Raw genomic sequence first — 25,364 nt, forward strand, 5'->3', positions numbered from 1 at the left:
GCAGGGGGAACGGCATGAGGATCTCGGTGATCGGCTGCGGCTACCTGGGTGCGGTGCACGCGGCGTGCATGGCGACCCTGGGGCACGACGTGGTCGGGGTGGACGTCGACGCCCGGAAGGTGGGGTCGTTGCGTGACGGGCGGGCACCGTTCTACGAGCCGGGGCTCGACGGGATGCTCGCGGAGGCGAGGGCCTCCGGACGGCTCACCTTCACGACCGACCTCGCCGCTGCGGCCGACGCCGAGGTCCACTTCGTGTGCGTCGGGACGCCCCAGCGCGCCGACTCGTACGCCGCCGACCTGTCGTCCGTCGACGCGGCCTTCCGGTCGCTCGTGCCGCACCTCGCCGCGGACGCGGTCGTGGTGGGCAAGTCGACGGTCCCCGTGGGGACGGCCGCGCGGCTCGCGGACGAGCTCGCCGTGGCCCGTCCCACCGCGACGCTCGTCTGGAACCCCGAGTTCCTGCGCGAGGGGTTCGCCGTCCAGGACACGCTGCGACCCGACCGGCTCGTCTACGGCGTCCCGGACGACGCGGCGGGCGCTCGTGCGGTCGAGGCGCTCGACGCGGTCTACGCCGCGGCCCTCGGCGACGGCACGCCGCGGCTCGTGGTCGACCGGGCGACGGCCGAGCTCGTCAAGGTCGCGGCGAACTCGTTCCTCGCCACGAAGATCTCCTTCATCAACGCGATGGCGGAGCTGTGCGAGGTCGCCGGGGGAGACGTGACGCTCCTCGCCGACGCTATCGGCCTCGACGAGCGGATCGGGCGGCGCTTCCTCAACGCCGGGCTCGGGTTCGGCGGCGGCTGCCTGCCGAAGGACATCCGCGCGTTCATGGCACGGGCCGAGGAGCTGCACGCCGACCCCGCCGTCAGCTTCCTGCGCGAGGTCGACTCGATCAACCTGCGCCGGCGCGAGCGCATGGTCGACCTCACGGTCGGCGTGCTGGACGGGCGTCCGCTGGCCGGCGCGCGCGTCGCCGTCCTCGGTGCGGCGTTCAAGCCGGACAGCGACGACGTCCGCGACTCGCCGGCGCTCGACGTCGCCGAGCGGCTGCACCACCGGAGCGCGCGCGTGGTGGTGACCGACCCGCGCGCGCTGGCCAACGCGCGCGCCAAGGCCCCCTCGCTGGGCTTCGCCGAGACCGTCGAGGAGGCGGTGGACGGTGTGGACGCCGTGCTGGTCCTCACCGAGTGGCAGGAGTACAAGGACCTGGACCCGGGCAAGCTGTACGGCCTCGTGGCGGCCCCCCGCGTGGTCGACGGCCGCAACGCGCTCGACGCGACCGTGTGGCGCGAGGCGGGGTGGACGTACCGCGCGCTCGGCCGGCGGTGAACGGCGGCCCGGCGGCACGCTCCAACTCGGGCTCGGGGCCCCGTGCCGGAGCATGCCGGCTCGCGGTGCTGGTGACGACCCTCGCGTGCCTGTCCCTCGGGGCCTGCGCGCCGGGCCACGACGGTGGGCGCGGGGCTCCGAGCGCCGACGACCCCGCGGCGACCCGGCCCTGGGAGCCGACGGAGTACGCCGCCCGGCTGCTGGCGGAGACGCAGGAGGAACGCGACGGGGCTGGGGTCCCCCGGCTGGAGGAGAGCGGCTGCGCGACCGAGCAGGCGCTGTCCCGCGCCACGGCGCTCGTCGGCGCCCCGCTCGAGCACGCCCCCCTCGACGAGGTCGTGACGGACTGCGCTCCCGCGAGCGGCACCGCGGCGGAGAACCTCAGCCGGGCCTCCGCCGCGCCGGCCGCGGTCGTCGACGCGTGGATGGGGTCCCCCGGGCACCGTGCGAACGTCCTGGACCCGACGCTGACGTCCGTCGGGATCGCGTGCGTCGCGGACGCCACCGAGGACGCCGGCGGTCTCGTCTGCGCCCAGGTGTTCCTCGGCTGACCCGCGACCCGACCCCGCTCCGCACGCCCTTGACCCCTCGACCGCCGCGTCCTATCGTCTGTTTTCAACAGGTGATGAATTCGACCCCGTGCCGAGGCGCGGCCAGGGCCGGGGAGGCATCGTGCGCGCGATGGTCGTCAAGGAGTTCCGCGAGCTGCGCCGGGACCGGCGCACGGTCGCGATGCTCGTCGGGATGCCGCTGCTCCTGCTCGTCGTCTTCGGGTTCGCGGCGAACTTCACGGTCGAGACGCTGACTGTCACGGCCGTCGGCCCCGGTGCCGAGCAGGCGGTCGCGGCGATCGAGGCGAACCCGGCCGCCGCCGACGCGCTCGACGTCGTGAGCGTGGACCCCGCGGGGACGGACGCCGACGCCCGCGCCGCGCTGCGCGACGACCGCAGCGACGTCGCGGTCGTCGCGCCGGCACCCGGGGACGAGCGCCCGACCGTCTACGTCGACGGGTCCAACCTGTTCGCGGCGCAGTCGGCGAAGGTGCTCGTCGCGTCCCTCGGCGACGCCGTGGACTCGGAGATCCTCTTCAACCCCGACCTCGACACCTCGTGGGTGATGGTGCCCGCGCTGATCGGCCTCATCCTCACGTTCATCGGGACGATCATCACGTCGATCGGTCTCGTCAAGGAGCGCGAGGCGGGGACGTTCGAGCAGCTCGCGGTGATGCCGCTCGGTCCCGCCGCGGTGATCCTCGGCAAGATCACGCCCTACTTCCTGCTCGCGTGCCTCGACATGGTCGCGGTGACGTTGCTCGGCACGTGGATCTTCGACGTGCCGTTCGCGGGACCGGTGGCCCCGTTCGTGGTGGGAGCCGCGCTGTTCCTCTTCGTCGTGCTGGGCATCGGCGCGCTCATCTCCACCGTGTCGCAGACCACCGGGCAGGCGGTGCAGGTCGCGCTCATGACGATGCTCCCGCAGGTGCTGCTCTCGGGCATGATCTTCCCGCTCGACGCCATGGCGGCCGGGGTGCGCTGGATCGGGTACCTCCTGCCCCTCACGTGGTTCACCGAGGTGTCGCAGGGGGTGATGGTCCGCGGGGCGTCGTGGTCCGCGCTGTGGCTGCCGCTCGTCGTGCTCGCGGTGATGGCCGTGGTCGTGTTCGGGCTCGCCGTCCTGCGGCTCTCGCGCGAGCTCTCGCCCGCGCGGGAGCACCGCCGACGCCGACCGGCCGCACCGGCGCCCGCGACGCCCGCCCCGAGCGGAGCGGCCCGGTGACCTGGGGCACGCGCGGTCTCGACGTCACCTTCCGCCCCGGGCACGGGCACGTGGTCCGCGCCCTCGCGGGCGTGGACCTCGACCTCCCGCGCGGCCAGGTCACCTCGGTCGTGGGAGGCGACGGGGCGGGCAAGACCACGCTGGTGCGCGCGCTGCTCGGGCAGGTGCCGGTCGACGGCGGCACCGTGGACGCCCCGGCCCGCGACCGGGTCGGCTACCAGCCGTCGTCGAGCGGGGTGTGGCCCGGGCTGACCGTGGCGGAGAACGTCGAGCTCGTCGGCGACGCGTACCGCGTGCCGGCCGCCCGCCGGGGACGACGCGCGGACGAGCTGCTCGGGCGCGCGGGGCTCGCCGAGGCGCGCGACCGGCTCGGGTCGCAGCTCTCCGGGGGCATGCGGCAGAAGCTCGGCGTGTGCCTCGCGATGCTGCACGAGCCGGACGTCCTGCTCCTCGACGAGCCGAGCACCGGGGTCGACCCCGTGAGCCGCGTCGAGCTGTGGCGGCTCGTCGCCGAGTCGGCGGCGTCCGGCGCAGCCGTCCTCGTCACGACGACGTATCTCGACGAGGCCGAGCGCGCGGCCGACGTCGTCGTCCTCGACGCGGGCAGGGTCCTCGCCGCGGGGACGCCCGACGACGTGCGTGCCGCCGCCCCCGGCCGGGTCACGGTCGCGGCCGTCCCGCCCGCGGACGCGGCAGGCCGCTCGTGGCGACGCGGCCGGACCGTCCGCACGTGGTGGCCCGACGGCTCGCCCTCGCCGTCCCGGGACCCCGTGGACCCCGACCTGGAGGACGCCGTCGTGGCCCTGACGCTCGGTCGCGGCACGCACGGCGCAGACGACGCGCACGGCACGGAGGACGCCGCTGACGACACCGCGAGCCCGGCGTCACCCCGCACGGGCCGGCCTGCGGCGGCCGCCGCCGGGGCGGACGCTCCTCTCGTGCGGGTCGACGGCGCCGAGCGGCGGTTCGGGGACGTCAGGGCCGTCGACGACGTCTCGCTCGTCGTGCGCCCCGGCGAGGTGGTGGGCCTGCTCGGCGCGAACGGCGCGGGCAAGACGACGCTCCTGCGCATGGTCCTCGGCCTCGACCGGCTCGACGGCGGGCGCGTCGAGGTCCTCGGCGCACCGCCGGACCGCGCGGGCCGCCGGGCGGTCGGCTACGTCCCGCAGGGCCTCGGGCTCTCCGGCGAGCTGAGCGTCGAGGAGAACGTCGAGTTCGTGGCGGCGGTGTACGGGGTGCGGGACGTGCCCGCGCTGCCGTCGGCGCTCGCGGCCGTCCGCCGTCGGCCCGTCGCGGAGATCGGGCTGGGGCGTCGGCGCCAGCTCGCGTTCCACTGCGCCCTGCTGCACGCGCCGCGTCTCCTCGTCCTCGACGAGCCGACGTCCGGCGTCGACCCGCTCGCGCGGGCGCGCGCGTGGGACGCGATCCACGCGCAGGCCGACGCGGGCGTCGGCGTCCTCGTGACGACGCACCACCTCCAGGAGGCCGAGCAGTGCGACCGCCTGCACGTCCTGTCGCGCGGGCGCTCCGTGGCGTCGGGCACGGTCGCCGACGTCGTGGGCGGCCGGGAGGCGGTCGTCGTGCGGTCCCGGGCCTGGCAGGCGGCGTTCGCGGCGCTCGACGCCGCAGGCCTGCCCGTCATGCTCGACGGCCGCGCGGCGCGCGTGGCGGGGACGCCGCCCGCGACGGTCCGGCACGCGCTCGCCGCGGCGGGCGTCGCCGCGACGTGCGACGTCGTGCCCGCGACGCTCGAGGAGACCATGGTGCTCGTGGACCGCGCGGCCGCGACCCGGGCGGGAGCGGCGTGACCGGGCGGCGGGGGCGGCGCCCGGGCAGGTCCGACACGCGGTCCGACATCCTGTCCGCCGCGCGGGACGCGTTCGCGGAGCACGGCTACGACCGTGCGACCGTCCGCGACATCGCGGCCCGGGCGGGCGTCGACGCCGCGATGGTGCACCACTGGTTCGGGACGAAGGAGAAGCTCTTCCAGGCAGCCGTCGACGTGCCCTTCGACCCGCAGGAGCTCCTCCTCGACGGTGCGCCCGACGACGCGGCGCGACTGGGCGAGCACGTCGTGCGCACGCTGCTGCGCGCCTGGGACTCCCCGCGCGGGCGGGTCGCCCTCGCGCTCCTGCGCTCGGCCACGAGCTCCGAGCGGGCGGCGCGGATGCTGCGCGAGTTCGTGCTGGCCCGGGTCGTGCGGCCGACCGTCGCGCGGAGCGAGGCGGACCCGCACCGGGCCGCGTGGCGCGGCGCGCTCATGGCGAGCCAGCTCGCCGGGCTCGTCGTGGCGCGGTACGTGCTCCGGGTCGAGCCGCTCGCGGGGGCTCCGGCGGAGACCGTGGTCGGGGCGGTCGGCCCGACGATCCAGGGCTACCTCACCGGTCCGCTCCCGGGCGCCGTGGCCGAGCCCGTCCCTGGGCCCGGGAACGTTGAGATTTCAACTGAGAGGCATGTTGCGCCGTAGGTGGTCTGTCTGTAGGTTGAGGCCCGCCGGCCGAGGCTCGGCGCGGGGCCAAGCGCGCAGGGGGAGCTTGGCGTCGAGCCACGGCGGCCCGTCTCAGACGCCCACGAGGACGCGGGTCGTCCCCTCCAGGTTCGTCCGGTCGCGCAGCGCGCGCCCCAGCCGACGGAGCGCGTCGTCGTCGGCGAGGAGCCCGGACCAGTCGTCCGGGTCGTCGCTCGGCGCGTCCCCCCGGGTCTTGCGGATCGCGGCGACCTGGAGCTGGTAGGCGAGGATCACCTCGCGCGGGCTCCCCGGCACGGCGATCCGCACGTGGTCCACGTCGTCGCGGCGCGAGTGGAGGGCGAGCGTGGCGAGCCCGTCGAAGATCTCGATGGTCCGGTGGTACTCGTCCACCGCGGCGCTCGACCCGCGCAGACCGCCGTCGCCCACGACGGCCCGGAGGAACGTGTGCAGGTAGCCGAGGTCGCGGCGGCGCTCGCGCGCGAACGCGGCGGACGACGCGAGCTGGCCCACGATGCCGGCGGTGAGCAGGACCGTCGCGGTGAGCACGAGGTACCGGGTCCGCAGGCCGAGGACCAGGTACGGCTCGGTGCTGCCCGGCTCGTGCTGCACCATCGCCACGAAGCTCACGAGGGCCCACGCGACGGCGACGACCGCGCCCGCCCCAGCCACGTCCATGCCCCAGCGCAGCCGGAGCGGCCGGTGCGAGCGCGTGCGCAGGCAGGAGACGGCGAAGGTCGCGGTCGCCGTCAGGAACGTTCCGTAGTAGAGCGCCCAGTAGCCCCACATGAGGGGACGGTCGTGGACCTGCGCGTCGAGGTCGTGGGTGGCCCACGGTCCGCTCGCCACGGCGAGGGCGACCATGGCGGCCCCCACGCCGGTGGCCGCGAGCGCCACGTGCCGGGTGCGCGGAGCCCGGCCGGTGGTCGCGCTGTACGCCCAGACGCCGACGAAGAGGCAGCCGGTGACGAGCGCGACGTGCTTGGCGACCTCGTGCGTCCCGGCGGGGGCGTGCTCCTTGAGGAGGTCGGCCACGACCGGTGCCCGCAGCGCGTTCGCGACCGCGACGAAGCCCAGGCCGAGGGGGAGCGCCGCGTCGGCGCGCGTGCGGGCGCGCAGGCCGGTCCACACGGCCGCGGTGGCGAAGAGCGCCACGGCGAGGACGTCGAGGGCGTGGTTCACCGGTACAGCTCCAGGGCCGTGAGCCGGGTCGCCGAGCTGCCGTGGGACGCGATCGAGATCATGAGCTCGCTCGCGAGACGCTCGACGCGCAGCTCGTCGGGGTCCTCGTACCCGTCGCGGCACGCGCCGACGCGGGGGGCGCCCGCGGTGGCGGCCGCGTCGAGGACGTGGACGAGCTCGTGCGCGACGACGTGGTCGCGGTGCGGGCCGGGCAGGGTCTGGCGCGCGTCGACGAGCACGAGGTCGCGCTCGGGGAAGGCGAGCCAGAGCCCGCTCACGCCCGGGCCGAGGTCGCCCTCGACGACCTCGAGGGGCCGGCCGCGCACCGCCGCGACCAGACGGCAGGCCTCCTCGAGGCTGCGTGCGCGGTCCAGGCCCGCGGCGCGCAGGAGGTCATCCACGGCCGTCGTCCGGCGCGGGCGGAGTCACGGGAGGCAGCTGCTCCAGGCGTCGCACGCGGTCGACGATCTCGATGATCGCCCGGACGTTCTCGGGCGACAGGCCCTGGGCGCGCAGCGCGAACTGCTCGACGCCCTCGTCGGCGAGCGCGGCCCGGAGGCGGTCGTCGGGGTTCTCCTCGGGGTCGACGAGGCTGCCCGTGCTCACGTGGAAGAACGCGGCGATGCCCTCGACGACGCGCAGGCTGGGGGAGGTGCGGTGCCCGCCGCGCAGCGCGCTGAGGTACGCCTCGTTGATCGAGTACCCGCGTTCCGTCATCCAGTGGGCGGCCTCGCGGTTGGTCACGGGTCGCCCGCCCCGCCCGCGTGCGAAGAGCTCGTTGAGCCGGCGGCGGAAGACCCGCGCCGTCCGCTCACCGGGTGCCACGTCGTCGTCCATGGCGACGATTGTGACAGGCCTCGGCCGCGGGCGGCACGCGATGGCGCGCGTGCACGACGCCGTGGCTCCCGTCGCGGGGCGTCGCGGGCACGGGTAGCGTTCCGCACGGGCGCGGGACGGTCCGACGCCCGGCGCGGGACGCGCGCACCACCACCCCCGAGGGAGCCGACATGAGCGAGCAGACACCGAAGGACGAGGGGGGCCTCGGCGACCTTCTCGGCAAGGCGAAGGAGTTCCTCACCGACGACCGGATCGACGACGTGGCGGAGAAGATCAAGTCCGTCGCTCCGGACTCGGTCGACCAGCACGTCGACACCCTGGCCGAGAAGGCCAAGGAGGCGAACGACTGACCTGCGGGTCGGTACGATCGAGGGGCGCCGTCCACGACGGCGCCCTTCGTGCTGTCGGGCAGGGCCCGCCGGCCGCAGGACCTCGACCGGGCGCGCGCCGCGCGCCTCCCGCCAGCAGATCGGAGCACGGACGTGTCTGACGTCGTCTCGTCACCCCTCACCATCACCCTCGACGCCGAGGAGACCACGGTGACGACGGGCACGACGGGGACGGACCTGTTCGCCGCTCGTCGCGACGTCGTCGTGATCCGCGTCAACGGCGTCCTCAAGGACCTCGACACGCCGGTCGCGGACGGCGACGTGGTCGAGGGCGTGACCGTCGACTCGCCGGACGGGCTCGCGGTGCTGCGGCACTCGGCCGCGCACGTGCTGGCCCAGGCGGTCCAGCAGGTGAACCCGGACGCGAAGCTGGGCATCGGCCCGCCGATCACGGACGGCTTCTACTACGACTTCGACGTCGAGACGCCGTTCACGCCGGAGGACCTCAAGGCGCTCGACAAGGCGATGTCCCGGATCATCAAGGAGGGCCAGACCTTCCGTCGCCGGGTCGTGACCGAGGACGAGGCGCGGGCGGAGCTCGCGCACGAGCCGTACAAGCTGGAGCTCATCGGGCTCAAGGGCGGCACGGCCGACGACACCGAGGGCGCGAGCGTCGAGGTCGGCGGCGGCGAGCTGACGATCTACGACAACGTGCGCGGCGCGGGCCGGGAGAGCGAGACCGTGGTCTGGAAGGACCTGTGCCGCGGCCCGCACCTGCCGAGCACGCGCCTGATCGGCAACGGCTACCAGCTCATGCGCTCCGCCGCCGCCTACTGGCGCGGCAGCGAGAAGAACCCGCAGCTCCAGCGTGTCTACGGCACGGCGTGGCCGACCAAGGACGAGCTCAAGGCGTACCTCGAGCGTCTTGCCGAGGCCGAGCGGCGCGACCACCGCCGCCTGGGCAACGAGCTCGACCTGTTCTCCTTCCCGGAGGAGATCGGCTCGGGCCTGCCGGTGTTCCACCCGAACGGCGCGACGATCCGCATGGAGATGGAGGAGTACTCGCGCAAGCGGCACGTGGAGGCGGGCTACTCGTTCGTCAGCACGCCGCACATCACCAAGGCGAACCTCTTCCAGACGTCGCGCCACCTCGACTGGTACGCGGACGGGATGTACCCGCCCATGCACCTCGACGAGGAGCTCGACGACGAGGGCAACGTCAAGCGCGCCGGCCAGGACTACTACCTCAAGCCGATGAACTGCCCGATGCACAACCTCGTGTACCGCTCGCGCGGGCGGTCGTACCGCGAGCTGCCGCTGCGGCTGTTCGAGTTCGGCACGGTCTACCGGTACGAGAAGTCGGGCGTCGTGCACGGGCTCACGCGCGCCCGCGGCTTCACGCAGGACGACGCGCACATCTACACGACGCGCGAGCAGATGCGCGACGAGCTGAGCTCGCTGCTCTCGTTCGTGCTCGACCTGCTGCGCGACTACGGGCTCGACGACTTCTACCTCGAGCTGTCGACGCGCGACCCCGAGAAGTCGGTGGGCGACGACGCCACGTGGGAGGAGGCGACCGAGGTCCTGCGCCAGGTCGCGACGGAGTCGGGCCTCGAGCTCGTCGCCGACCCGGGCGGCGCGGCGTTCTACGGCCCCAAGATCTCGGTCCAGGCGAAGGACGCGATCGGCCGCACGTGGCAGCTCTCGACGATCCAGCTCGACTTCTTCGAGCCGGAGCTGTTCGAGCTCGAGTACACGGCGTCCGACGGCACGCGCCAGCGCCCGGTCATGATCCACCGCGCGCTGTTCGGCTCGATCGAGCGGTTCTTCGGCATCCTCGTCGAGCACTACGCGGGCGCGTTCCCGGCGTGGCTCGCGCCCGTCCAGGTCGTCGCCGTCCCGGTCGCGGAGCCGTTCAACGACTACGTGGCCGACGTCGTCGCGCAGCTCAGGGCCCAGGGGATCCGCGCGGAGGTCGACTACTCCGACGACCGCTTCGGCAAGAAGATCCGCAACGCGAGCACGCGCAAGGTCCCGTTCGTCCTCATCGCGGGCGGCGAGGACGCCGAGGCGGGCGCCGTGTCGTTCCGGTACCGCGACGGCCGCCAGGACAACGGCGTGCCCGTCGCCGAGGCGGTCGAGCGCATCGTCTCCGCCGTCCGCGACCGTGTCCAGGTCTGACGGCGCGTGAGCGACGAGCGCACGGGGTCGCCCGCCGCGGCCGGCACGGCCGCGGCGGGCGGCGCCCCCGACCCCGGGTCCGGGGCGACGGTCGAGCTCCCGGGCTCCCACCCGCGGTTCGACGACGGCCTGGACCGGCTGTGGACGCCGCACCGCATGGTGTACATCGGCGGGCAGGACAAGCCGGCGGACGACTCGCGCGGGCAGTGCCCGTTCTGCCGCGTCCCGGACGGCTCCGACGAGGACGGGCTGGTCGTCGCGCGCGGCGAGACCGCGTACGTCGTGCTCAACCTCTACCCGTACAACCCGGGCCACCTCATGGTCGTGCCCTACCGCCACGTGTCGGACTACACGGACCTCACCGAGGCGGAGACGCTCGAGGTCGCGCACCTCACGCAGACCGCGATGCGCGTCGTGCGCGGGGTGTCGGCACCCGACGGGTTCAACCTCGGCATGAACCAGGGCGCCGTCGCCGGGGCCGGCATCGCCGCGCACCTGCACCAGCACGTGGTGCCGCGCTGGGCGGGCGACGCCAACTTCCTGCCGATCGTCGCGCAGACCAAGGCCGTGCCCGAGCTCCTCGGTGACACCCGGGCACGCCTCGCCGCCGCCTGGCCGGACGTCCCGGGGCCGGGCGTCGCGGGTCGGCCCGCGGACGGGGAGGACGCCTGATGTTCGGCCGCCTGCGCGCGCTCACGACGCGCCTGTTCACGCCGCTCGCGGCGCTCCTGCTCCGCCTGGGCGTGAGCCCGGACGCGGTGACCGTCGCCGGGACGCTGGGAGTCGTCGTCGGCGCCCTGTGGCTCTTCCCGACGGGACACCTGTTCGCCGGGGTGATGGTCGTCATGGTCTGCGCCTTCGCCGACGTGCTCGACGGCGTCATGGCGCGCCGCGCGGGCCGGTCCGGCCCGTGGGGCGCGTTCCTCGACTCGACGCTCGACCGGCTCGCGGACGCGGCCGTGTTCGTCGGCCTCACGCTGTGGTTCGTCCGGGCGGACGACCCGCGCCTCACCCCCGACCTCGCCGCCTGGGGGACCGGCGCCGCGCTCGCGTGCCTCGCGCTCGGCGCGGTCGTGCCCTATGCGCGCGCCCGGGCCGAGAGCGTCGGGATGACGGCGCAGGTCGGGATCGCGGAGCGCGCCGACCGGCTCGTCGCCGCGCTCGTCGCGGCGGGGATCGTCGGCCTGGGCGTCCCGCCCGTCGTGCTCGTCGTCGTCCTGGGCCTGCTCGCGCTCGCGAGCGCGGTCACGGTCGTGCAGCGCGTCGCCACCGTGCGCCGCCAGGCCCTCGCGCTGGCGGCCGCGCGCCCCGCGGAGAAGGAGGACGGTCGCTGATGGCCCTCGACGCCGGCAAGGCGTTCACGTTCGCCTGGCGCAACGCGCGCAAGGTCCCCGAGCCGGTCCTGCGCGGGCTGTTCACCGCGATCGCCGACGTGACGTGGCTCCTGCGCGGCGGGGGAGTGCGCCAGCTCGAGCGCAACCTCGCGCGCGTCCGCCCCGAGCTCGCGCCGCGGGCCCTGCGCCGGCTCTCGCGCGCCGGGATGCGCTCGTACATGCGCTACTACCGCGAGGCGTTCACCCTGCCCGCCTGGGGCCCCGAGCTCGTCCGGGCACGCGTCCGGGTCGTCGGGCTCGACAACCTCGCACGGCACCTCGACGGCGACCGGAGCCCGGTGCTGGCGCTGTCCCACCAGGGCAACTGGGACCTGGCGGGCGCGTACGCGACGCCGAACATCGCGCCCGTGCTCACCGTCGCGGAGCGGCTCGAGCCGGAGGAGCTGTTCGAGGAGTTCCTCGCGTTCCGGAACTCGATCGGCCTCGAGATCCTCGCCCTCGGCGACGGCGACGTCTTCCGCGACCTCGTCCGCGGCGCGAGCAGGCCGGGGCGGATCATCCCGCTGCTCGCCGACCGCGACCTCACGCACCGTGGTGTGGAGGTCGACCTGTTCGGCCACCGCGCGCGCGTCGCCGCCGGCCCCGCGGCGCTCGCCGTGACCACCGGCACGCCGCTCGTCCCCGCGGGCATCTACTACGAGCGCCTGCACGGTGCGCGCCGACGCGCCGCCCGTTCGCCCTGGGGCCTCGTCATCCACTTCTTCCCGCGGGTCGAGGTCGCGCCGGACGTCCGCCGCGCCGAGCGGGTGGCCGCGGCGACCCAGGGCTGGGTGGACGCGCTGAGCGTCGCGATCCGCGAGCACCCCGAGGACTGGCACATGCTCCAGAAGGTGTTCGTCGACGACCTCGACCCCGCGCGGTACGCCCGGACCCGGGCCGCCGCGGGTGAGCAGGACGCGGAGCGGGTCGCATGAGCCTGCGCGTGGGGATCGTGTGCCCCTACTCCTTCGACGCACCCGGCGGGGTCCAGTTCCACGTCCGCGACCTCGCCGAGGCGCTCATCGCCCAGGGCCACGACGTCTCCGTCCTCGCCCCCGCCGACGACGACACACCCGTCCCGGAGTACGTGACGCCCGCCGGGGGCGCGGTCCCGGTCCGGTACAACGGGTCGGTCGCGCGCGTGACGTTCGGCCCGCGGAGCGCGAGCCGGGTCCGGCGCTGGCTGGAGGCGGGCCGGTTCGACGTGCTCCACATCCACGAGCCCGTGAACCCCTCGCTGAGCATGGTCGCGCTGTGGATCGCCCAGGGCCCGATCGTGGGGACGTTCCACACCTCCATCGTGCGCTCCCGCGCGCTCCAGGTCGCCTACCCGCTCGTCCGGCAGAGCCTGGAGAAGATCGACGCCCGCATCGCCGTCTCGGAGGACGCGCGCCGCACGCTCGTCGACCACCTCGGCGGGGACGCCGTCGTCATCCCCAACGGGGTGTACGTCGACACGTTCGGGTCCGCGCCCGCGAACCCCGCGTGGCAGGGGACGCCGGAGGCGCCCACCATCGGCTTCCTCGGTCGCCTCGACGAGCCCCGCAAGGGCCTGCCCGTGCTCGCCGCGGCGATCCCGGCGATCCTCGCGAAGGTCCCCGGCGCGCGGTTCCTCGTCGCGGGCCGCGGCGACGACGGCCGCGCGGCCGCGATCGAGGCGCTGGGGGAGCACGCCGCGTCCGTCGAGTTCCTCGGCGGCGTGAGCGACGAGGACAAGGCGAGCATGCTCGCGTCCGTCGACCTGTACATCGCGCCGCAGACCGGGGGCGAGAGCTTCGGCATCGTGCTCGTCGAGGCGATGAGCGCCGGCGCGTGCGTCGTCGCGAGCGACCTCGGCGCGTTCCGCCGCGTGCTCGACGACGGCGCCGCGGGGGCGCTGTTCGCGGTGGGCGACCCGGACGCGCTCGCCGCCGCGGTGCTCGACGTGCTCGCGGACCCGCCGCGGCGCGACGCCTACCGCGCCCGGGCCGGCGAGTTCGTCCGGCGCTTCGACTGGTCCGCCGTGACCGCGCAGGTGCTCGCCGTCTACGAGACGGTGCTCGCGGCGTCCGAGGCGGTCATCCCGGTCCACGAGGACCCGCGCTCGCGCCGGGGCGGTCGCCTCCTGGGCCGGGCGCGCGACGACGAGGGGGCCCGCCCGTGACCTGGTCCGAGATCACCGTCCTCGTCCTCGTGGTCGCCGCGCTGGTGGCGTGGGTCCTGTGGGTCGCCGCGTCGCGGCTCGACCGGCTGCACCGCAAGGTGATGGCCTCGCGGCTGGCGCTCGACGCGCAGCTCGTGCGCCGCGCGTCGGCCGCCGTCGACCTGGCGGCCTCCGGCGAGCTCGACCCGGCGAGCTCGGTGCTCGTCGCCGAGGCGGCGCACGCCGTCCTGGACGACGACGACGACACGCGCCGGCTCGCGGACCAGGTGCCCGGCCTGGCGGGCGGCGAGGGGGCCGACGAGGGGACACCGCCCCGGCGCCTCCTCGGCGGCATGGCCGAGTCCCGCGCGCTCGCCGAGAGCGACCTCACGGCCACGCTGCGCTCGGCCCTCGAGGACGCCGACGACGTCGCCGAGCTCCGGTCCGGTCCCGTCGGCGACGAGCTGCTCGGCACGCTCTCCGCGGCCTGGTACCGCGCCCAGCTCGCGCGCCGGTTCCACAACGAGGCCGTCGCGCAGGCGCAGCGGGTGCGGCGCAAGTGGTGGGTGCGCCTGTTCCACCTCGCGGGGCACGCGCCGATGCCGGCGACCGTCGAGCTCGACGACGCCGCACCCGAGGTCGTCGTGCGCCCGGCCGCGTCGGCGGCGACGCCGGACTGACCCCCTCCCGGCGGGTGCCCGCGCGCTCCGTGCGTGCCCGCGGGCCCGGTCGGGTGGACGCCCCGGCGATAGGATGGGAGCGCGTGGGAGCATGTGCCGTCGAGCCTGTTCGACGGCGTCCGTGCGTGTGCGCGCGACGTTCCCCTGACCTGAAGGTGTGAGGTACCGGTGACCAACGTGGCCGACCAGAACGTCCCTGCCGAGAGCGCCCCGGGCGCAGTGACCGCAGAGGGAGCCGGCGTCGTCGGCACCGCCAAGGTCAAGCGCGGGATGGCCGAGATGCTCAAGGGCGGCGTCATCATGGACGTCGTCACGCCCGAGCAGGCGAAGATCGCCGAGGACGCCGGCGCGGTCGCGGTCATGGCGCTCGAGCGCGTCCCCGCGGACATCCGTGCGCAGGGCGGGATCTCGCGCATGTCCGACCCCGACATGATCGACGGCATCATCGAGGCCGTCTCGATCCCGGTCATGGCGAAGGCCCGGATCGGCCACTTCGTCGAGGCGCAGGTCCTCCAGTCGCTCGGCGTGGACTACGTCGACGAGTCGGAGGTGCTCACGCCCGCCGACTACGCCCACCACATCGACAAGTGGCAGTTCACGGTCCCGTTCGTGTGCGGGGCGACGAACCTCGGCGAGGCGCTGCGCCGCATCACCGAGGGCGCGGCGATGATCCGCTCGAAGGGTGAGGCCGGCACGGGCGACGTCTCCAACGCGACGACCCACATGCGCACCATCCGCGCCGAGATCCGCCGCCTCGCCTCGCTCCCGGAGGACGAGCTGTTCGTCGCGGCCAAGGAGCTCCAGGCGCCGTACGAGCTCGTCAAGGAGGTCGCCGCCACGGGCAAGCTGCCCGTCGTCGTGTTCACCGCGGGCGGCATCGCGACGCCGGCCGACGCCGCGATGATGATGCAGCTCGGCGCCGAGGGTGTCTTCGTCGGCTCCGGCATCTTCAAGTCCGGCAACCCGGAGCAGCGCGCCGCCGCGATCGTCAAGGCGACGACGTTCTACGACGACCCCGACGTGATCGCCAAGGTCTCGCGCGGCCTGGGCGAGGCGATGGTCGGCATCAACGTCGACGAGCCGGCGCGGTCGATCCAGTTCGCCGAGCGCGGCTGGTGACGGAGCGCGCCACGGGCGGGCCGTCCGTCGCCGTGCCGGCGACGGACGGCTGACGCGCGAGCATGGCCGAGGCCGCCGGAGCGCCGTCGTCCCTGGGGCCCGACTGGGTCCTCGGGGACGACGGGCTCTACTTCCGCCGGGGTGCGCGCGTCCTGCTCCTCGACGACGCCGACAGGATCCTCCTGGCCCGCGGGCACGACGTCGACCAGCCCGAGCGCTCGTGGTGGTTCACCATCGGCGGGGGCGTCGACCCCGGTGAGAGCGACCGCGACGCGGCGCTGCGCGAGGTCCACGAGGAGACCGGGATCCGGCTCGACCCGGGTGCGCTCGTGGGTCCGGTCTACACGCGCAGCGCGATCTTCGACTTCTACCGCCAGCACTGCCGCCAGGACGAGGTGCTCTACCTCGCGCGCACGGACGGCACCACCGCCCGCGGTGAGCTGAGCCGGGACGGGTGGACCGACGTCGAGCACGACGTCGTCGACGAGATGCGCTGGTGGTCGCTCGACGACCTGCGCGGCGTCCGGATCGAGGTGTTCCCCGAGGGCCTGGCCGACCTCGTCGCGCCGCTGCTGGGCGGGTGGGACGGCGTCACGCGCCACCTCGGGACCGCTCGCGAGGAGTGAGGTCCGGGCCGACGGCGGCAGTCCCGCCGCGGCGCGCGAGGGCTCGCCCGGCGGCTACGGCCGCCGTGCGACGACCCGCCACACGATCCCGCCGACGAGGAGCCCCAGACCGAGGATCGCCCCGCCGATCGCGACGAACCACAGCAGGATCGTGCCGCCGACCGTCGCGAAGAACTCGCCGAACTGCCAGCCCTCGGTGACGACGAAGGTCGCCCCGGGGGAGGCGTCGCCCTGGGCGACGGCCACGGTGCACGTCTGGGCCGACGGCGAGGTCACTTCGGCGACGGTCGTCGCCTCGTGCGAGCCGAAGCCCGAGCTCCCCGAGACGGACGGGTGCCGCACGTCGAGGTCGCCGTCGGGGCAGGTCACGGTGACGTCGTCGGCGTCGAAGCCCTCGGCGCCGATCGGCACGACCGCCCACACGCTGTAGGGCTGGCCGCCCGACAGCGCGACGTCCGCCTCGCCCGGGACGTCGCCGGAGGCGAGCGCCGCCGAGCCGGGGGCGCCCGTGCTGTCGACGACGCCCGTCGGCAGCGCCCGCAGGAAGGTCGTGGCGCCGAGGACGCCGGCGACGAGCGCGACCACGAGCAGGACCGCGCCGACCACGATCAGGACCGTCGCGCCGCGCGTGCTCCGCGGCGGACGGGGCGGGAGGCCGGGGTACGGGGCGGAGGGACCCGGGTACCCGGACGGCGGCCGGGCGGGGTACGGCGGTGTCGGTCCGGGGCCGTGCGGAGTGGTCACGACGGCGAGGCTAGCAACAGCCGTGGCGGGGTGCGGGCGACGACGGACGTATCATTCCCGTTCGTGACGATCACGATCGGAGTCCTGGCACTGCAGGGCGACGTGCGCGAGCACCGCGCCGCGCTCGAGGCCGCGGGCGCGCGCACGGTCGGCGTGCGGCGCCCCGAGGAGCTCGCCGCCGTCGACGGGCTCGTCCTCCCCGGGGGCGAGTCGACGACCATCGAGAAGCTCCTGCGGACCTTCGAGCTCGACGAGCCGCTGCGCGCGCGCATCGCCGAGGGTCTGCCTGTCTACGGCTCGTGCGCGGGCATGATCCTGCTCGCGGACCGCATCCTCGGCGGCACGGCCGGCCAGCGGACCCTCGGCGGGCTCGACGTGACGGTCCGGCGCAACGCGTTCGGCCGGCAGGTCGACTCGTTCGAGACCGACCTCGAGCTCGCGGGCCTCGCCCCGCGGGACGGCGGGCGTGGTGAGGTCACGAGGCCGGGCCCGGTGCACGCGGTGTTCATCCGCGCGCCGTGGGTCGAGGAGGTCGGCCCCGGCGTCGAGGTGCTCGCCCGCATCCCCGACCACGAGGCGCCCGGCATCCCCGCAGCCGCCGCCGGTAGGATCGTCGCAGTCCAGCAGGGATCGCTGCTCGCCACCTCGTTCCACCCGGAGATCTCCGGGGACGCGCGCGTGCACGAGCTGTTCGTCAGAATCGCGAAGGGGTAGGAACGCATGTCAGGGCACTCCAAGTGGGCCACTACCAAGCACAAGAAGGCGGCCATCGACGCCAAGCGCGGCAAGCTCTTCGCGAAGCTCATCAAGAACATCGAGGTCGCGGCGCGCACCGGCGGCGGTGACCCCGCGGGCAACCCGACGCTGTTCGACGCCATCCAGAAGGCGAAGAAGTCGTCGGTCCCCAACGACAACATCGACCGCGCCGTCAAGCGCGGCTCCGGCACGGGCGCCGACGCCGTCGACTACCAGACGATCATGTACGAGGGCTACGGCGCCAACGGCATCGCCGTGCTGGTGGAGTGCCTCACGGACAACAAGAACCGTGCGGCCTCCGAGGTGCGCCTCGCCTTCAGCCGCAACGGCGGCAACCTCGCCGACCCCGGCTCGGTGTCGTACCTGTTCTCGCGCAAGGGCCTCGTCGTCGTGCCGAAGGCGGACGGCGTGACCGAGGACGACGTCATGCTCGCCGCGCTCGAGGCGGGCGCCGAGGAGGTCACCGACCAGGGCGAGGTGATCGAGGTCCTGTGCGAGGCGAGCGACCTCGTCGCCGTGCGCACGGCGATCCAGGAGGCGGGGCTCGAGTACGACTCCGCCGACTCGATCTGGCACCCGTCCATGGAGGTCGAGGTCGACGCGGACGGTGCGCGCAAGATCCTGCGCCTCATCGACGCGCTCGAGGACAGCGACGACGTGCAGAACGTCTACGCGAACTTCGACGCGTCGGACGACGTCATGGCGGAGCTCGAGAACGACGACTGATCCGGCGCAGCTCGCGTCCGGGTGGTCGGGTCGCGGTGGGGCCGGGAGGTCGGTGCGCGGTCTACCATCCGCGTCGCTCGTGCCTCGCGCCGCTCCCGCCAGGCCCGCCACGACCGCGCACCGACCTCCCGGCCCCACCGCTGGCTGGTCCGTCGCCGGCCCGCGTGGCACGGCCGGTCCGTGCTGTTCACGTGAAAGGGTCAGGGGGTGCGCGTTCTCGGTGTGGATCCTGGGCTGACCCGGTGCGGCGTCGGGGTGGTGGACTCCGCGCGGGGGCGGCGGGCCGAGCTCGTGGCCGTCGGCGTGATCCGGACGGACCCGGACCTCAGCGTGGACCTGCGGCTCCTGCGGATCGCCGAGCGGCTCGACGCGTGGTTCGACGAGCACGTGCCGGACGTCGTCGCGGTCGAGCGCGTGTTCGCCCAGCACAACGTCGGGACCGTGATGGGCACGGCCCAGGCCGCGGGTCTCGCGATGGTCGGTGCGGCGAGGCGCGGCGTCCCCGTGGCGCTGCACACCCCGTCGGAGGTCAAGGCCGCGGTGACGGGGAGCGGGCGCGCGGGCAAGGAGCAGGTCCAGCGCATGGTCGCGAGCATCCTGGGGCTCGCGGAGCCGCCGAGGCCCGCGGACGCGGCCGACGCGCTCGCGCTCGCGATCTGCCACCTGTGGCGACCGTCAGGTGCGCTCCAGGGCGGCGAGCGGCACGAGCTGACGCCGGCGCAGCGCGCCTGGGTCGCGGCGGAGCACGCGGCGAAGGGCCGGCGGGCACCGCGCTGACGGCTGCTGACGCGGCTCGTGTCGGTCGGCCGGGGCGTGGGCGCACCTTGCTAGAGTGACCGCGGTCGTACGGGTGTTCGACGCACTCCTCGGCGCCGTCCACGGTCGTCGGGCCGGGGGACCATCGGACCAGGTCGGCGCTGCCGACCGGGAGAGGAGCCTGGGTGATCGCGTCGCTGAGCGGAGTCGTGGCGAGCGTCCAGCTCGACCGCGCCGTGCTCGAGGTCGGGGGAGTGGGCTACCTCGTGCACGCCACGCCGGCCACCCTCGCGGGCCTGCGCGTCGGTGCGGACGCGCGGCTCGCGACGAGCCTCGTGGTCCGCGAGGACTCCTTCACCCTCTACGGGTTCGCCGACGACGACGAGCGGACCGTCTTCGAGACCGTCCAGACCGTCAGCGGCGTCGGGCCGCGGCTCGCGCTCGCGATGCTCGCGGTGCACACGCCCGACGCGCTGCGGCGCGCCGTGGGCGGTGGCGACATCGCCGCCCTCGTGCGCGTCCCCGGCATCGGCAACAAGGGCGCGCAGCGGATCGCGCTCGAGCTGGGCGACAAGCTCGGACCGCCCACGGGTGCCGACGCCCCCGAGGCGGGCGCACCCGCCGCCGGGACCGGACCGCGTCGGGTCGACGACCGTCGGGACCAGGTGGTCGAGGCGCTCGTCGGGCTCGGCTGGAACCTCAAGGCCGCGGACGACGCCGTCTCCACCGTCCTCGCCGAGGCCGGCGTCGACGTCGTCGAGGCGCCCGACGTGGCGGGCGCGCTGCGCGCCGCGCTGCGCGTCCTCGGCGGACCGAGGAGCTGACGGTGGCGAGCTTCGACCAGGTGGGCGTGGACGGCTTCGGCGGGGACGGCACGTTCTCGTCCGAGCGGATCGTCGCGGCGGGAGCGGACGACCTCGAGCGCGCCGCCGAGGCGGCGCTGCGACCCCGCAGGCTCGAGGAGTTCGTCGGGCAGGCCGTCGTGCGCGACCAGCTCTCGCTCGTGCTCCAGGCCGCGCTCGCCCGCGGGAGCTCGCCGGACCACGTGCTCCTGTCCGGGCCCCCCGGGCTCGGCAAGACGACGCTCGCCATGATCATCGCCGCAGAGCTCGGCACGTCCCTGCGCGTCACGTCGGGACCGGCGATCCAGCACGCCGGGGACCTCGCGGCCGTCCTGTCCTCGCTCGAGGAGGGCGAGGTGCTCTTCATCGACGAGATCCACCGCCTCGCGCGGCCCGCGGAGGAGCTCCTCTACATGGCGATGGAGGACTTCCGGGTCGACGTCGTCGTGGGCAAGGGCGCGGGCGCGAGCGCGATCCCGCTCTCGCTGCCGCCCTTCACCGCCGTCGGCGCCACGACGCGCGCCGGGCTGCTGCCCGCGCCGCTGCGCGACCGGTTCGGGTTCACCGGGCACCTCGACTTCTACTCGAGCGAGGAGCTCGAGCGCGTGCTCTCCCGGTCGGCCGGGCTGCTCGGCGTCGCGCTCGACCCGGACGCCGCGCGCGAGATCGCCGGTCGCTCGCGGGGCACGCCCCGCATCGCCAACCGCCTGCTGCGGCGCGTGCGCGACTGGGCGCAGGTCCGCGGTGACGGGAGCATGGACCTCGCGGCCGCGCGCGCGGCGCTCGAGGTCTACGAGGTGGACCCCATCGGCCTGGACCGCCTCGACCGGGCGGTCCTGACGGCCCTGTGCACGCGCTTCAACGGCGGCCCGGTCGGGCTGACGACGCTCGCCGTGACGGTCGGCGAGGAGGCGGAGACGGTCGAGACGGTCGCCGAGCCGTACCTGGTCCGCGAAGGGCTGATCGGGCGGACGCCCCGGGGGCGCGTCGCGACGCCGGCCGCGTGGGCGCACCTCGGGCTCACCCCGCCGCGCGAGGGCGGCACGCTGTTCGACGCCTGACGGCGGTCCCGCCAGGCGCCCGGAGGCGAGCCCGCTCGCGGGTCCGGGTACGGGTCCCGTGACGACGGTCACAGGCGCGTCGAACGTGGTCCTAGAATGGTCGGGACCCGAGCGGGCGGAACTCCGCGGCGAGACGGCTCGTTGGTGAACCGTGCGCGCACGCCTAGACTGCGCGCAGATCCCGCACAGAACAGGACACGAGACTCCGTCATGGATATCAGCTTCATCCTCATCCTCGCCCTCGCGGCGGGCGCGATGTTCCTCATGACCAGCCGCACCCGCAAGCAGCAGCGCGAGGCCCAGAACTTCCGGGCGAACCTCGCCCCCGGGCAGGAGGTGATGACGGGCTCGGGCATGTTCGGCACGATCGTCGACGTCGACGACGACGCCGACGTCATCACGATCGAGTCCACGCCGGGCAACCAGTCCCGGTGGCTGCGGGCGGCCATCGCGAAGCTGGTCGACCCGCCGGTCGAGCCCGAGGAGGAGCCGGAGCCCGACGAGGCGACCGACGGCGACGCGCTCTACGGCAGCGCGCCCTCCGCGTCCAAGGAGGACGTCGACGACCTCGTCGTCCCCGACGACCTGTCCGGCCTGACCGGCGGGACCACGGACAAGGACCGTGACCGTCGCGACGAAGGCACCGAGAGCAAGTGACCGTGCGCCGGTCGCCCCGAGCGACCGGCGCCTGACCTGGTCGGCCTCGCGGCCGACCGCACGAGAAGAGACAGACAGTTGGCCAACTCCAGCACGCGCCGTTCCCGGCCCGTCCGGACGATCGTCCTGTTCCTGCTCCTGAGCGTCGTCCTTTTCGGCGTGCTCTTCGCAGGGACCAAGACGGACGGCCGTTCGGCGGACAACCCGGGCGGCGCCTCCTTCGCCCCTGCGCTCGCGCTCGACCTCGAGGGCGGGACGCAGATCGTCCTGCAGCCCGTGACGGAGGACGCGTCCGCAGTCACGCCCGAGACGATCAGCCAGGCGATCAACGTCATCCGCCAGCGCATCGACGCGCAGGGCGTCTCCGAGACGGAGATCACGAGCCAGGGGCGCGACAAGATCGTCGTCGGCATCCCGGGCCAGCCGTCCCAGGAGACGATCGACCTCGTCAGCACCTCGGCCCAGATGCGGTTCCGACCGGTCCTCGCCGTGGGCATGCCGACGGCGACGCCCGCCGAGGACGCGACGGGTGACGAGGCCGCGACGGAGGAGAGTGCGGATCCCGCGGCCGAGTCCGCGGACCCCGCGACCGACGAGGCGACGGACCCCGCTGCTGACGAGGCCACGGACCCCGCGGCGGACGCGGCGACGGACGCCCCCGCCGACGACGCGACCGACGCGGAGGCGACGCGCCCGGAGAACCCCAGCGACCTGGCGCAGATCACGCCGGAGCTGCAGGCGGAGTTCGACGCGCTCGACTGCACCCTGCCGGAGAACCAGGTCGGCGGCGACAGCGGGCCGACCGACTCGGCGTTCGTCTCGTGCGCCGACGAAGGCTCGGCCAAGTACATCCTCGGTCCGGTCGAGATCGAGGGCACCGACATCTCGAACGCGAGCTCCGGCCTGCGCGTCGGGCAGAACGGCGTCGTCACGAACGAGTGGGTCGTCAACCTCGAGTTCGACTCCGAGGGCACCAAGGAGTTCCGCGACGTCACCACGCGCCTCACGTCGCTGCCGGCCCCGCAGAACCAGTTCGCGATGGTGCTCGACGGGCTCGTCATCTCCGCGCCGGTCTCGCAGGTCGTCATCCCCGACGGCAAGGCCGAGATCTCCGGCAGCTTCACGCGCGACTCGGCCGCGACGCTCGCCAACCAGCTCAACTTCGGCGCTCTCCCGCTGACGTTCGAGGTGCAGAGCCAGGAGCAGATCTCGGCGACGCTCGGGAGCGAGCAGCTCCAGAAGGGCCTCATCGCCGGCGTCATCGGTCTGGTGCTGGTGTTCATCTACTCGCTCTTCCAGTACCGGATGCTCGGGTTCCTCACCATCGCGTCGCTCATCGTGGCGGGCGTGGTCACCTACCTGACCATCGCGCTCATGTCGTGGGGGATCGGCTACCGCCTCTCCCTGGCGGGCGTCGCCGGCCTCATCGTCGCGATCGGCTTCACAGCGGACTCGTTCATCGTGTACTTCGAACGCATCCGCGACGAGCTGCGCGACGGGCGCACCCTCCAGCAGGCGGTGTCCAAGGGCTGGGCGCGTGCACGCCGCACGATCCTCGCCGCAAAGGCCGTCAACCTCATCTCCGCGGTCGTGCTCTACTTCCTCGCGGTGGGTGGCGTCCAGGGCTTCGCCGTCACGCTCGGTCTCACGACGATCATCGACGTCGCCGTGGTCTTCTGGTTCACGCACCCGGTGATGGAGCTCGTCGCACGCGTCCCGTTCTTCCGGGACGGGCACAAGTGGTCGGGCCTCTCGCCGGACCGGCTCCAGACGCGCGGCCCGCGCTACGTCGGCGCCGGCAAGGTGGTCGGGCCGGGGCAGCCCGCCGACCGCCGCGACGCCCCCGTGGCCGCGACCGGGCCCGCCGGTGCGAAGGGCGAGGACGAGCTCGTCCTCGCCGGGTCCGCGCCGCGGACGCCGGCGCGCACCGAGGACGGGCGACGACTGACGATCGCCGAGCGCCGCGCGGCGGAGCGTCGCGCCGCCGCCGCACAGGAACCGGCACCCGGTGGCACGGACGGGCCGGCGGACGCCGCGCCCTCCGCCATCGACGGTGAGAACGAGGAGAACCGCTGATGGCCGCCCGTAGCTTCGCGCAGTGGGGCAACGACCTCTACACGGGGCGCAAGTCCTACCCGATCGTCCAGCAGCGCAAGCGCTGGTTCATCGTCGTGGGCGTCCTCAGCCTGCTCTCCGTCATCGTGATCGCCGTTCAGGGACTCAACCTGGGTCTCGACTTCCGCGGCGGCTCCGAGTTCACGGTCACGAGCATCACGGACAAGTCGCAGGAGCCGGCCGTCGACGCCGTGCACTCGGTCGCGCCCGACGCCGAGCCTCGTGTGTCGAGCGTCGGCGAGAGCGCCCTGCGCGTCCAGACCGCCGAGCTCGCCGACGAGGACCAGGTCAACGCGGTGCGCCAGGCGCTGGCGGACGCGTACGGCGTCGACGTGAACGAGGTCGCGAGCGCGTTCGTCGGCCCAACCTGGGGCGCCGACGTGTCGTCGCGCGCGCTGTGGGGCGTCGTCGTGTTCATCGGCCTGGTCGCGGTCTTCATGGCGATCTACTTCCGCGCCTGGCGCATGTCGCTCGCCGCGATCATCGCGCTGCTCGCCGACCTGCTCATCTCCGCGGGCGTCTACGCCGCGGTGGGGTGGGAGGTCACGCCGTCGACGATCATCGGGTTCCTCACGATCCTGGGCTACTCGCTGTACGACAAGGTCGTGGTGTTCGACAAGGTCCGCGAGAACACGGCGGGCATCCTCGACCAGACCCGCAGCACCTACGCCGAGCGGGCCAACCTCGGTGTGAACCAGACGCTCGTCCGGTCGATCAACACCGGAGTCGTCGCGCTGCTCCCGGTCGCGGGCATCCTCTTCATCGGTGCCTTCGCCCTCGGCGCGGGGACGCTGCGGGACATCTCGCTCTCGCTCTTCGTCGGTATCGCCGTCGGCACCGCGTCGTCGATCTTCCTCGCGACGCCGCTCGAGGTCTGGCTCCGCACCCGGGAGCCGGCGATCGCCGCGCACACGCGCAAGGTCGAGGCCCTGCGTGCCGAGCGGCTCGCGGACGCGGGCGAGGAGTCGGACGACGACGCCGTGCTCGCCGCGGCGGGCGTGTCGGGTCACCGTCAGCTCCAGCCGGGCGAGCACCTGGGCAACAAGGCGCAGCCGCGTCGCCGTCGTCCCCGATGACGGACCTGCACCACACGCCGACCGGCGAGGTCGACGGCCTGCGGGCCGTCGGCCTCGCCGGTCTCGGCGCGCAGCGCGCCTCCCGCGTGCTCGAGCTCGTCCGCGCCGTGCCCGACTATCCCGGGCCCGGCATCACGTTCCGCGACATCACCGGGCTCCTCGCCGACGGGGAGGCCTTCGGCCACGTCGTCGAGGCGCTCGGGGACGTGGCCCGCGCGGCGGGCGGCATCGACCTCGTCGCGGGCATGGAGGCGCGGGGCTTCCTGGTCGGAGCCCCGCTCGCGACGCACCTGGGCGTCGGCTTCGTGCCGCTGCGCAAGGCCGGCAAGCTGCCGCCGCCCACGGACGCCGTGACCTACGACCTCGAGTACGGCACCGCGACGATCGAGCTCCGGTCGGGAACACTGCCGCCCGGTGCGCGTGTTCTGGTGGTGGACGACGTGCTCGCGACCGGGGGCACGGCGGCCGCGGGCGCCGAGCTCGTCGAGCGCGGGGGAGGCGTCGTCGTCGGCCTCGCGTTCCTCCTGGAGCTCGAGGGACTGGGTGGTCGGGAGCGGCTCGCGGGCCGCGACGTGACCACGCTCGTCCACGTCGAGTCGTAGGATTGC

General features: G+C 74.4%; 27 protein-coding genes. 23 read left to right on the forward strand and 4 right to left on the reverse strand.

The features are described 5' to 3' along the window. Positions 1-14 precede the first annotated feature (14 nt). From ACZ402_RS10010 to ACZ402_RS10030, 5 genes are all read left to right on the forward strand, one after another. The gene (locus ACZ402_RS10010; RefSeq protein ID WP_375823538.1) at positions 15-1,331 is read left to right on the forward strand and encodes a UDP-glucose dehydrogenase family protein; all 1,317 of its coding nucleotides are present in this window, start codon (positions 15-17) and stop codon (positions 1,329-1,331) included. 65 nt (positions 1,332-1,396) lie between these two features. Next, positions 1,397-1,882: a CAP domain-containing protein gene (locus ACZ402_RS10015; protein ID WP_375823539.1), complete on the forward strand. Its 486-nt coding sequence runs from the start codon at positions 1,397-1,399 to the stop codon at positions 1,880-1,882. Between the two features lie 130 nt (positions 1,883-2,012). Next, on the forward strand, positions 2,013-3,107 hold the full coding sequence (locus ACZ402_RS10020) for an ABC transporter permease (protein ID WP_375823805.1): 1,095 nt from the start codon (positions 2,013-2,015) through the stop codon (positions 3,105-3,107). Further along, a complete protein-coding gene (locus ACZ402_RS10025; RefSeq protein WP_375823540.1) occupies positions 3,104-4,915 on the forward strand; it encodes an ATP-binding cassette domain-containing protein in 1,812 nt (603 codons plus the stop codon). The genes ACZ402_RS10020 and ACZ402_RS10025 overlap by 4 nt, the downstream gene beginning before the upstream one ends. Then, positions 4,912-5,574, forward strand: a complete 663-nt coding sequence (locus tag ACZ402_RS10030; protein ID WP_375823541.1) for a TetR/AcrR family transcriptional regulator — start codon at positions 4,912-4,914, stop codon at positions 5,572-5,574. The genes ACZ402_RS10025 and ACZ402_RS10030 overlap by 4 nt, the downstream gene beginning before the upstream one ends. Before the next feature lie 93 nt (positions 5,575-5,667). Here ACZ402_RS10030 and ACZ402_RS10035 read toward each other — a convergent pair whose 3' ends face one another. Genes ACZ402_RS10035 through ACZ402_RS10045 form a run of 3 tightly spaced genes read right to left on the reverse strand, consistent with a single transcriptional unit; the run spans position 5,668 to position 7,593 of the window. After that, complete coding sequence (locus tag ACZ402_RS10035; protein ID WP_375823542.1) at positions 5,668-6,756, reverse strand: hypothetical protein; 1,089 nt, start codon at positions 6,754-6,756, stop codon at positions 5,668-5,670. Beyond that, on the reverse strand, positions 6,753-7,157 hold the full coding sequence (locus tag ACZ402_RS10040; protein WP_375823543.1) for a hypothetical protein: 405 nt from the start codon (positions 7,155-7,157) through the stop codon (positions 6,753-6,755). Before ACZ402_RS10040 ends, ACZ402_RS10035 begins: the two co-directional genes overlap by 4 nt. After that, positions 7,150-7,593: a hypothetical protein gene (locus ACZ402_RS10045; RefSeq protein WP_375823544.1), complete on the reverse strand. Its 444-nt coding sequence runs from the start codon at positions 7,591-7,593 to the stop codon at positions 7,150-7,152. Before ACZ402_RS10045 ends, ACZ402_RS10040 begins: the two co-directional genes overlap by 8 nt. A gap of 170 nt (positions 7,594-7,763) precedes the next feature. On the opposite strand from ACZ402_RS10045, the gene ACZ402_RS10050 reads away from it, so the two are divergent. The 9 genes from ACZ402_RS10050 to ACZ402_RS10090 all read left to right on the forward strand — a co-directional run bounded on the left by ACZ402_RS10050 (position 7,764) and on the right by ACZ402_RS10090 (position 16,023). Continuing rightward, entirely contained in the window at positions 7,764-7,943 is a 180-nt protein-coding gene (locus ACZ402_RS10050; protein ID WP_141388065.1) for a hypothetical protein, read from the forward strand. Between the two features lie 132 nt (positions 7,944-8,075). Then, entirely contained in the window at positions 8,076-10,103 is a 2,028-nt protein-coding gene (gene thrS, locus ACZ402_RS10055) for a threonine--tRNA ligase (protein WP_375823545.1), read from the forward strand. Between the two features lie 129 nt (positions 10,104-10,232). Beyond that, on the forward strand, positions 10,233-10,775 hold the full coding sequence (locus tag ACZ402_RS10060) for an HIT family protein (protein WP_465272278.1): 543 nt from the start codon (positions 10,233-10,235) through the stop codon (positions 10,773-10,775). Next, positions 10,775-11,437 (forward strand): phosphatidylinositol phosphate synthase, encoded by a 663-nt coding sequence (pgsA, locus tag ACZ402_RS10065; protein ID WP_375823546.1) that lies wholly within the window; start codon positions 10,775-10,777, stop codon positions 11,435-11,437. The genes ACZ402_RS10060 and pgsA overlap by 1 nt, the downstream gene beginning before the upstream one ends. Continuing rightward, positions 11,437-12,411: a phosphatidylinositol mannoside acyltransferase gene (locus ACZ402_RS10070; protein WP_375823547.1), complete on the forward strand. Its 975-nt coding sequence runs from the start codon at positions 11,437-11,439 to the stop codon at positions 12,409-12,411. The genes pgsA and ACZ402_RS10070 overlap by 1 nt, the downstream gene beginning before the upstream one ends. Before the next feature lie 2 nt (positions 12,412-12,413). Continuing rightward, positions 12,414-13,619: a glycosyltransferase family 4 protein gene (locus ACZ402_RS10075; RefSeq protein ID WP_375823807.1), complete on the forward strand. Its 1,206-nt coding sequence runs from the start codon at positions 12,414-12,416 to the stop codon at positions 13,617-13,619. Continuing rightward, positions 13,616-14,278, forward strand: a complete 663-nt coding sequence (locus ACZ402_RS10080; protein ID WP_375823548.1) for a hypothetical protein — start codon at positions 13,616-13,618, stop codon at positions 14,276-14,278. Before ACZ402_RS10075 ends, ACZ402_RS10080 begins: the two co-directional genes overlap by 4 nt. A gap of 177 nt (positions 14,279-14,455) precedes the next feature. Further along, complete coding sequence (pdxS, locus tag ACZ402_RS10085) at positions 14,456-15,397, forward strand: pyridoxal 5'-phosphate synthase lyase subunit PdxS (protein ID WP_375823808.1); 942 nt, start codon at positions 14,456-14,458, stop codon at positions 15,395-15,397. A 62-nt stretch (positions 15,398-15,459) separates the two neighbouring features. Further along, a complete protein-coding gene (locus tag ACZ402_RS10090; protein ID WP_375823549.1) occupies positions 15,460-16,023 on the forward strand; it encodes an NUDIX hydrolase in 564 nt (187 codons plus the stop codon). Between the two features lie 54 nt (positions 16,024-16,077). Here the strand turns inward: ACZ402_RS10090 and ACZ402_RS10095 are convergent, their stop codons facing one another. Further along, a complete protein-coding gene (locus ACZ402_RS10095; RefSeq protein WP_375823550.1) occupies positions 16,078-16,767 on the reverse strand; it encodes a hypothetical protein in 690 nt (229 codons plus the stop codon). Positions 16,768-16,830: 63 nt separating this feature from the next. Here ACZ402_RS10095 and pdxT point away from each other — a divergent pair, with 63 nt between their 5' ends. The 9 genes from pdxT (at position 16,831) to ACZ402_RS10140 (ending at position 25,358) form a co-directional block, all read left to right on the forward strand. Then, on the forward strand, positions 16,831-17,481 hold the full coding sequence (gene pdxT, locus ACZ402_RS10100; protein ID WP_375823551.1) for a pyridoxal 5'-phosphate synthase glutaminase subunit PdxT: 651 nt from the start codon (positions 16,831-16,833) through the stop codon (positions 17,479-17,481). Between the two features lie 6 nt (positions 17,482-17,487). Beyond that, positions 17,488-18,249, forward strand: a complete 762-nt coding sequence (locus tag ACZ402_RS10105) for a YebC/PmpR family DNA-binding transcriptional regulator (RefSeq protein ID WP_375823552.1) — start codon at positions 17,488-17,490, stop codon at positions 18,247-18,249. A 207-nt stretch (positions 18,250-18,456) separates the two neighbouring features. Beyond that, on the forward strand, positions 18,457-19,026 hold the full coding sequence (gene ruvC, locus ACZ402_RS10110) for a crossover junction endodeoxyribonuclease RuvC (protein WP_375823553.1): 570 nt from the start codon (positions 18,457-18,459) through the stop codon (positions 19,024-19,026). A 164-nt stretch (positions 19,027-19,190) separates the two neighbouring features. Then, positions 19,191-19,829: a Holliday junction branch migration protein RuvA gene (gene ruvA / locus ACZ402_RS10115; RefSeq protein ID WP_375823554.1), complete on the forward strand. Its 639-nt coding sequence runs from the start codon at positions 19,191-19,193 to the stop codon at positions 19,827-19,829. Between the two features lie 26 nt (positions 19,830-19,855). Then, entirely contained in the window at positions 19,856-20,908 is a 1,053-nt protein-coding gene (gene ruvB / locus ACZ402_RS10120; protein ID WP_375823809.1) for a Holliday junction branch migration DNA helicase RuvB, read from the forward strand. A gap of 210 nt (positions 20,909-21,118) precedes the next feature. Beyond that, positions 21,119-21,565: a preprotein translocase subunit YajC gene (yajC, locus tag ACZ402_RS10125; RefSeq protein WP_375823555.1), complete on the forward strand. Its 447-nt coding sequence runs from the start codon at positions 21,119-21,121 to the stop codon at positions 21,563-21,565. A gap of 78 nt (positions 21,566-21,643) precedes the next feature. Further along, positions 21,644-23,641 carry a protein translocase subunit SecD gene (gene secD / locus ACZ402_RS10130; RefSeq protein ID WP_375823556.1) on the forward strand — a complete coding sequence of 666 codons (1,998 nt, stop codon included), beginning with the start codon at positions 21,644-21,646 and terminating at the stop codon, positions 23,639-23,641. Further along, entirely contained in the window at positions 23,641-24,756 is a 1,116-nt protein-coding gene (gene secF / locus ACZ402_RS10135) for a protein translocase subunit SecF (protein WP_375823557.1), read from the forward strand. The genes secD and secF overlap by 1 nt, the downstream gene beginning before the upstream one ends. After that, entirely contained in the window at positions 24,753-25,358 is a 606-nt protein-coding gene (locus ACZ402_RS10140; RefSeq protein ID WP_375823558.1) for an adenine phosphoribosyltransferase, read from the forward strand. The genes secF and ACZ402_RS10140 overlap by 4 nt, the downstream gene beginning before the upstream one ends. Positions 25,359-25,364: the final 6 nt, after the last annotated feature.

It is taken from the genome of Cellulosimicrobium sp. NPDC030954 (genome assembly GCF_055571305.1).